The 1,624-nt window shown below is 65.6% G+C and carries 1 protein-coding gene; it reads left to right on the top strand.

Features of this window, described 5'->3' with window-relative positions:
* Nucleotides 1–1,624, top strand: a 1,624-nt coding sequence (locus tag MFF42_RS15755; RefSeq protein ID WP_238256590.1) for a class I tRNA ligase family protein, incomplete at both ends; no start/stop codon positions are given.

The following is a 1,624-nucleotide window of genomic DNA, read 5'->3' as shown; positions in this document are numbered from 1 at the left end:
CGAGCCGGAAGAAGCCGCGTTGGCGCTCGACGGCCTCGACCGATTCGAGGCGCGCAAAGCGGTCGTCGCCCTGATGGAGGAGCGCGGTCGGTTGCGCGCGGTCGAGCCCAACACCCACGCGGTGCCGCACGGCGACCGTTCAGGCGTGGTGATCGAGCCGTATCTCACCGACCAGTGGTACGTGAACGTCAAGCCGCTGGCCGAACGGGCACTCCAGGCGGTGCGCGACGGCAAGACCCGCTTCGTCCCGGACAACTACGAGAAGATCTTCTTCCAGTGGCTGGAGAACATCGAGCCGTGGTGCGTCTCACGCCAGCTCTGGTGGGGCCACCAGATCCCAGTTTGGTATGGGCCGACAAAGACTGATCGTGGAACACAGCTCAGTGTGAACTTTGATACGCCAGTTACAACTGAACGGCGAGATAATTACGCCATTTTTGTTGCGAAAACGGAGAATGAAGCTTTATCTCAAGCTGAAGAATACTATGGGATGCCGGCTAAAATTGTCGGCAGCCCCGGAGAAGCTATAGGTAATCTTCTAGAGCGAATTACAGGCCAAGAGTCAGCTATTTCGATTTGGCGCGACCCCGACGTCCTCGACACGTGGTTCTCCTCCGCGCTCTGGCCGTTCTCGACGCTCGGCTGGCCGGACAAGACGCCGGAGCTCGCCCGCTTCTACCCCACCAACACCCTGGTGACGGGCAAGGACATCATCTTCTTCTGGGTCGCCCGGATGATGATGATGGGCCTGCACCTCACCGATCAGGCCCCGTTCGAGACGGTCTACCTGCACACCCTCGTCCGCGACGAGAAGGGTGCGAAGATGTCGAAGTCGAAGGGCAACGTGGTCGATCCGGTCGATCTCATCGACCGCTTCGGCGCCGATGCCCTGCGCTTCACCCTCGCCGCGCTCGCCGCCCCCGGCCGCGACATCAAGCTCGGGCCCCAGCGGGTCGAGGGCTACCGCAACTTCGCGACCAAGCTCTGGAACGCGGCCCGCTTCGCCGAGATGAACGGCTGCGAACTCAAGGCCGACTACCGGCCCGAGACCGTGACCGAGACGCTCAACGCCTGGGCGCTCACCGAGGCCGCCAAGGCGGTGGCGGAGGTGGCCCACGCCATCACCGTCTACCGCTTCAACGACGCGGCGGCGGCCGCCTACCGCTTCGTCTGGAACGTGTTCTGCGACTGGTATCTCGAACTCGCCAAGCCCGTGCTGCAGGGCGAGGGCGTCGATCCGGCCGCGCGGGCGGAGACGCAAGCCACGGTCGCCTTCCTGATCGACCAGATCGCCAAGCTGCTGCACCCGTTCATGCCCTTCCTCACGGAGGAGCTGTGGGCGATCAAGGGCGAGGCGCTGCCCGCGCCCCGCGGCCTGCTGGCGCTCGAATCCTGGCCGGAGCTGTCGGCCTACCGGAACGCGGAGGCCGAGGCCGAGATCGGCTGGCTGGTCGATCTGATCTCCGAGATCCGCTCGGCCCGCTCCGAGACCAACGTGCCGGCCGGCGCCCAGGTGCCGCTGGTGCTGGTCGCCGCCGACGCGTCGGTCCGCGCCCGGGTCGAGCGCTGGAGCGAGACGCTGGTCCGCCTCGCCCGGCTCTCCGAGATCGGCTTCGCCGATGCC

The organism is Methylorubrum podarium, assembly GCF_022179745.1.
Classification (GTDB): domain Bacteria; phylum Pseudomonadota; class Alphaproteobacteria; order Rhizobiales; family Beijerinckiaceae; genus Methylobacterium; species Methylobacterium podarium.
This window is presented reverse-complemented; position numbering and strand designations above follow the sequence as displayed.